The 5,169-nt window shown below is 70.8% G+C and carries 6 protein-coding genes; 5 read left to right on the plus strand and 1 reads right to left on the minus strand.

Going from position 1 to position 5,169, the window contains the following annotated elements:
- Positions 1-110 precede the first annotated feature (110 nt).
- Positions 111-668, plus strand: coding sequence for a hypothetical protein (locus AB0H87_RS37620; RefSeq protein WP_360157199.1), 558 nt, complete (start codon positions 111-113; stop codon positions 666-668).
- A 5-nt stretch (positions 669-673) separates the two neighbouring features.
- Here AB0H87_RS37620 and AB0H87_RS37625 read toward each other — a convergent pair whose 3' ends face one another.
- Positions 674-1,156 carry a hypothetical protein gene (locus AB0H87_RS37625; protein WP_360157202.1) on the minus strand — a complete coding sequence of 161 codons (483 nt, stop codon included), beginning with the start codon at positions 1,154-1,156 and terminating at the stop codon, positions 674-676.
- Positions 1,157-1,477: 321 nt separating this feature from the next.
- Here AB0H87_RS37625 and AB0H87_RS37630 point away from each other — a divergent pair, with 321 nt between their 5' ends.
- The 4 genes from AB0H87_RS37630 to AB0H87_RS37645 form a co-directional block, all read left to right on the plus strand.
- A complete protein-coding gene (locus AB0H87_RS37630) occupies positions 1,478-2,578 on the plus strand; it encodes an ABC transporter substrate-binding protein (RefSeq protein WP_360157205.1) in 1,101 nt (366 codons plus the stop codon).
- A gap of 6 nt (positions 2,579-2,584) precedes the next feature.
- Positions 2,585-3,499, plus strand: a complete 915-nt coding sequence (locus tag AB0H87_RS37635) for an ABC transporter permease (RefSeq protein ID WP_360157208.1) — start codon at positions 2,585-2,587, stop codon at positions 3,497-3,499.
- The gene (locus AB0H87_RS37640) at positions 3,487-4,305 is read left to right on the plus strand and encodes an ABC transporter permease subunit (RefSeq protein WP_360157211.1); all 819 of its coding nucleotides are present in this window, start codon (positions 3,487-3,489) and stop codon (positions 4,303-4,305) included. Before AB0H87_RS37635 ends, AB0H87_RS37640 begins: the two co-directional genes overlap by 13 nt.
- Positions 4,302-5,169: ABC transporter ATP-binding protein (locus AB0H87_RS37645; RefSeq protein ID WP_360157214.1), on the plus strand; the 868-nt coding region annotated here is incomplete at its 3' end. The genes AB0H87_RS37640 and AB0H87_RS37645, both read left to right, overlap by 4 nt.

Genomic DNA, 5,169 nt, shown 5'->3' on the forward strand with positions numbered 1-5,169 from the left:
CCGGCTGAGAGCACGCTGATAAGCCCTGGCGACCCTCCCGCCACCGGCAGGAGGGTGGAAACCGTCGAGGCCGCCGGCGGGCGGCGGCCGTCAGCGGGTAGGGGGCGGTCATGACGACGGTTGCCGCCGCGTTTCCGGAGGGACGCGCGCCGGGGCCGTGGACGGTACGCGCGGCGCACCTGATCACGTTGCTGGTGTTGCCGTCCGGGCTGTGGCGGGTGGGCGTGGCGTTGGGCTTCTCGATGGGCATCAGCAGGGCCGCCGGCGTCGACGCGTCGGCCGGCCTGGTGCGGGGCTGGGGGGTGTTCTACGTCCTCGGCCTGACCGTCCTCTCGGAGGCGGTCAGCCTGCTCTCGCTGGGGCTCGTCCGGCCCTGGGGCGAGGTCTTCCCGCGCTGGCTGCCGCTCCTCGGCGGCCGGCGCGTGCCGCCGCTGCCCGCGACAATCGTGGCCGCGGCGGGTGCGCTCGCCCTGACGGCGATCTGGACCTTCGCCACGGTGAACTTCTTCCGCCTCACCCTCGCCGGCTCGCCCGGCCGCGGTCTCGAGTTCACCAACGCCTGGTGGGAGGCTCTCGTGATCGCCTGCTACGTGCCGCTGCTCCTCTGGGGGCCATTGCTGCTGGCGATCACCTGGGCGTACTACCGCAGGCGCGCTGCGAACGGCTGAACCCGTCAGATCGACTCGTCCAGGTTGGCCTGCCAGACCGCGGCGGCCTGTTCGTGTGAGTCGACGCCCGCGAAGAACGCCGCGAAGAACGCGGCGTCGGCCGCCTCCGCATGCTGGAGCACCTTCGGCCGGTGCACCGCGAACCCGCCCGGGCTCGGCTGCGGGCGGTACGGGACGCCGATCATCAGGGTGCGTGGTTGCGCCCCGTACTCGACGGCCTCGACGACCAGCGCGTCGACCCGGCCCGTGGCCAGATGCAGGTAGGCGTCGACCACCAGCACCGCCCGCGCCGCACCGTTCGGGTTGGCCAGCAGCGCCTGCCGGCCGGCCTCCGCGCCGGCCCCGATGTCGTCGGCGGCGAACCGGATCATGCCGCGCTCACCGTCCGCCTGCTCGTAGCCGAGCATCGGGATCAGGGTCGCGCCGTCGGAGACGGACCAGATGCCGTGTGCCGCGAAGAACCCGGCCAGGTGAGCGGTCTGCTGCATGCCGTGCAGCCTGCCACAGGACACGAGGCTTGGTGGGGTCGTCGAACCCCCGCCGCTGCTGACGGACCGCGTACGCGACCGTGACGCGCGGGCAGGTTCCGGACGATCGCCGACATCCCGCCGGCAGGTGAACTGCCTGGTCATCGTGGCTTCGTGCAATTGCCACGAAGGCGCCTCCCGCCGTTGCGCGACGTGCTCACCACACCGACGCATGATGATCGCGGTGCCGGCTGAGCCGGCTTGGAATCTATGAGACCGGTCCTGTCTGCGGATCGGCGAAAAGGAAAATCCGTGCGATTCTCTATTGCCCGCGGTACCGCCATGGTCGCGGTCGCCGCCGCGATGGTCGGCCTGTCCGCCTGCTCCCCGCCCTCGAGCAACAACGAGGCCGCCGCGAGCGACGCGGCGAAGGCGACGAGCGCCAGCGACCTCGGCGGGATGGACAAGCTGGTCGAGGCCGCCAAGAAGGAGGGGACGCTCAACGTCATCGCGTTGCCGCCGGACTGGGCCAACTACGGTGAGATCATCAAGGCCTTCACCACCAAGTACGGCATCAAGGTGAACTCGGCCCAGCCGGACGCCTCCAGCCAGGACGAGATCAACGCGGCCAAGCAGCTCAAGGGTCAGGGCGGCGCGCCCGACGTCTTCGACCTCGGCTCGTCCGTGGCGCTGGCCAACACCGCGACCTTCGCCCCGTACAAGGTGACGACCTGGGACGACATCCCGGCCGCGCTGAAGGAGGCCGGCGGCACGTGGGTCAACGACTACGGCGGCTACATGTCGATCGGCTACGACTCGTCGAAGGTGCCCGCCCCCACGAGCATCGCCGACCTGCTGGGCGACGCGTTCAAGGGCAAGGTCGCCCTCAACGGTGACCCGACGCAGGCTGGCGCGGCGTTCAACGGCGTCGTCGCGGCCGCGCTCGGCAACGGCGGCTCCGCCGACGACATCAAGAAGGGCGTCGACTTCTTCGGCGAGCTGAAGAAGTCCGGCAACTTCCTGCCCCTCGACCCGACGCCGGCCACGATCGAGTCGGGCCAGACCCCGGTCGTCTTCGACTGGGACTACCTCAACGTGGCCCAGGGCGCCAAGCTCAAGGGCAAGGTCGAGTGGAAGACCGTCGTACCCGCGAACGCGGTCCTCGGCTCCTACTACGTCCAGGCCATCAACGTCGACGCGCCGCACCCCGCGGCCGCCCGGCTGTGGCAGGAGTTCCTCTACAGCGACGAGGGCCAGAACCTGTGGCTCAAGGGCGGTGCCCGCCCGGTCCGCGCCGACGCGATGAAGGCGGCCGGCACGCTCGACAAGACGCTGTACGACGCGCTTCCGGCCGTCAGCGGCACGCCGGTGTTCCTGACCGACGCGCAGACCAAGTCGGCCAACGACTACCTCGCCGCCAACTGGGCCAAGGCAGTCGGTTAACCGCTGATGACCGCCCCCACGACGGGGACGCTCGACCAGGTCAAGGCGCCGACCACTCCGCGTGTACGGGGTGGTCGGCGCCGCGCCGACCTGCTCGGCGTGCTGCCGTTCTTCGTCTTCGTCGCCGTCTTCCTGTTCATACCCACGCTCGTCGTCGTGATCGGCGCGTTCGGCGGTGACGACGGCCGACCCACGTTCGCCAACATCCAGGCGCTGGCGGACGGCTACATCGTCGACGCCTTCGTCCGCAGCATCACGCTGTCGGCGCTCACCGCCGTGCTCGGCGCGGCGGTCGGCGCGCTGGTCGCGTACGCCGTCGTGACCGCCGGACCCGACAGCGTCGTGCGCCGGCTCGTCACCTCGGCCTGCGGCGTGCTGGCCCAGTTCGGCGGGGTCACGCTGGCGTTCGCGTTCATCGCCACGATCGGCATCAGCGGGTTCGTCACGGTGTTCCTGCGCGACTCGCTCGGCGTCGACATCTTCTCCGGCGGCGTGTGGCTCTTCGACCTGCCCGGTCTGGTGCTCGTCTACACGTACTTCCAGATTCCCTTGATGGTCATCGTGTTCCTGCCCGCGCTCGACGGCGTGCGTCCACAGTGGCGTGAAGCGACCGAGAGTCTCGGCGGGTCCACCTGGTACTACTGGCGGCACGTGGCCGGGCCCCTGCTCGCGCCCGCGTTCCTCGGCTCCACCCTGCTGCTGTTCGCCAACGCGTTCTCGGCGTACGCGACGGCGGCCGCGCTGGTCAGCCAGGGCAGCCCGATCGTGCCGCTGCAGATCCGCTCCGCGCTGACCAGCGAGGTGCTCCTCGGCCGCGAGAACCTCGGCAAGGCGATGGCGCTCGGCATGGTCGTGGTCGTCGCGCTCGTCATGTGGCTCTACGGCCTGCTTCAGCGAAGGACGTCACGATGGCTGGACTGAGACAGCGGCGCGCCCGCCGGCAGCGGGCCCTGCGCTGGGTCGTCGTCTCCCTGTTCGCGGTGCTGTTCCTGCTGCCGCTGGTCGCGATGTTCGAGTTCACGACCCGGGGCGCCGGCGGTGGCTTCTCGTGGGAGACCTGGCGGGTCTTCTTCGACTGGGGAGCGCTGCGCGAGGCGTACCCCATCCTCTGGACCGGCATGAAGGCGTCGTTCTGGCTCGTGCTGCTCTCCGCGGCGGCCACGCTGGTGCTGCTGGTGCCGACCGTGGTCTGGGTCCGGCTGCGGCTGCCCCGGCTGCGGCGGCTCGTCGAGTTCGTCAGCCTGCTGCCGTTGACGATCCCGGCCATCGTGCTGGTGGTCGGGCTGGCACCGGTGTACGCCTGGGTCGTCTACTTCGTCGGTGGGTCGTCGCTGACGCTCACCTTCGCGTACGTGATTCTCGCGCTGCCGTTCGCGTACCGCGCGATCGACGCCGGCCTGTCGGCGATCGACGTGCGGACGCTGTCGGAGGCCGCCCGCAGTCTCGGCGCCGGCTGGGCGACGGTCATGTGGAAGGTCGTCCTGCCGAACATCCGCTCGGCCGTGCTCTCCGCCGCGTTCCTGACCGTCGCCCTGGTCCTGGGCGAGTTCACGATCGCGTCCCTGCTCAACCGCGACAACATCCAGGTCGCCATCAACCAGCTCGGCAAGAGCAGCGCGACGATGTCGGTCGCGGTCTCGCTGGCGGCGCTGGTGCTCGCGTTCGTACTGCTGTTCCTGCTCTCCTTCGCCGGTCGCAGGCGCCATCGGGAAAGGAAGACATCGTGACGTCGTCCGGGGTACGCCTCGAGGCCCTGCGCCGCCAGTTCGGCGGGGTGCACGCGTTGGACGGGCTGGATCTGGACATGGCACCGGGTGAGCTCGTGGCCCTGCTCGGGCCGTCGGGCTGCGGCAAGACCACGGCCCTGCGGATCCTGGCGGGTCTCGAGGACGCCGACTCGGGCCGGATCGTGGTGGGCGGCAAGGACATCGCGAACGTGCCCGCCAACCGGCGCGACATGGGCATGGTGTTCCAGGCGTACAGCCTGTTCCCGCACCTGACCGCGGTGGAGAACGTCGAGTTCGGCCTGCGCCTGCGGCGCCAGAACGCGGCGGTGCGGCGTTCGCGCGCCCGCGAGGTGCTGGAGCTGGTCGGCCTGGCCGCCCACGGCGACCGTTACCCGCAGCAGCTCTCCGGCGGCCAGCAGCAGCGCGTGGCGCTGGCGCGGGCGCTCGCGTTCCAGCCGCAGGTGCTCCTGCTCGACGAGCCGCTGTCGGCGCTCGACGCGAAGGTCCGGGTGCAGCTGCGCGAGGAGATCCGGCGCATCCAGCTCGAGGTCGGCACGACGACCCTGTTCGTGACCCACGACCAGGAGGAGGCGCTGGCCATCGCGGACCGCGTCGGTGTCATGCGGGCGGGCCGCCTCGAGCAGATCGGCTCGCCGGAGGACGTCTACCGCACACCGGCGACGCCTTTCGTGGCGGAGTTCGTGGGCCTGAGCAACCGCCTGCGGGGCCGGGCGACCGGGTCGGTCGTCGAGGTGCAGGACGCCACGCTGCCGAGGCGTTCTGCGCGGTGCACCAGGCCACTCTCGACGGACGCTGGCTCGACCTCGCCGGCACCCTGCTCGACGCCGCCCTGGCGCACTTCCC

Origin of the sequence: Asanoa sp. NPDC050611, from assembly GCF_040654855.1 — a bacterium.
GTDB lineage: Bacteria > Actinomycetota > Actinomycetes > Mycobacteriales > Micromonosporaceae > Asanoa.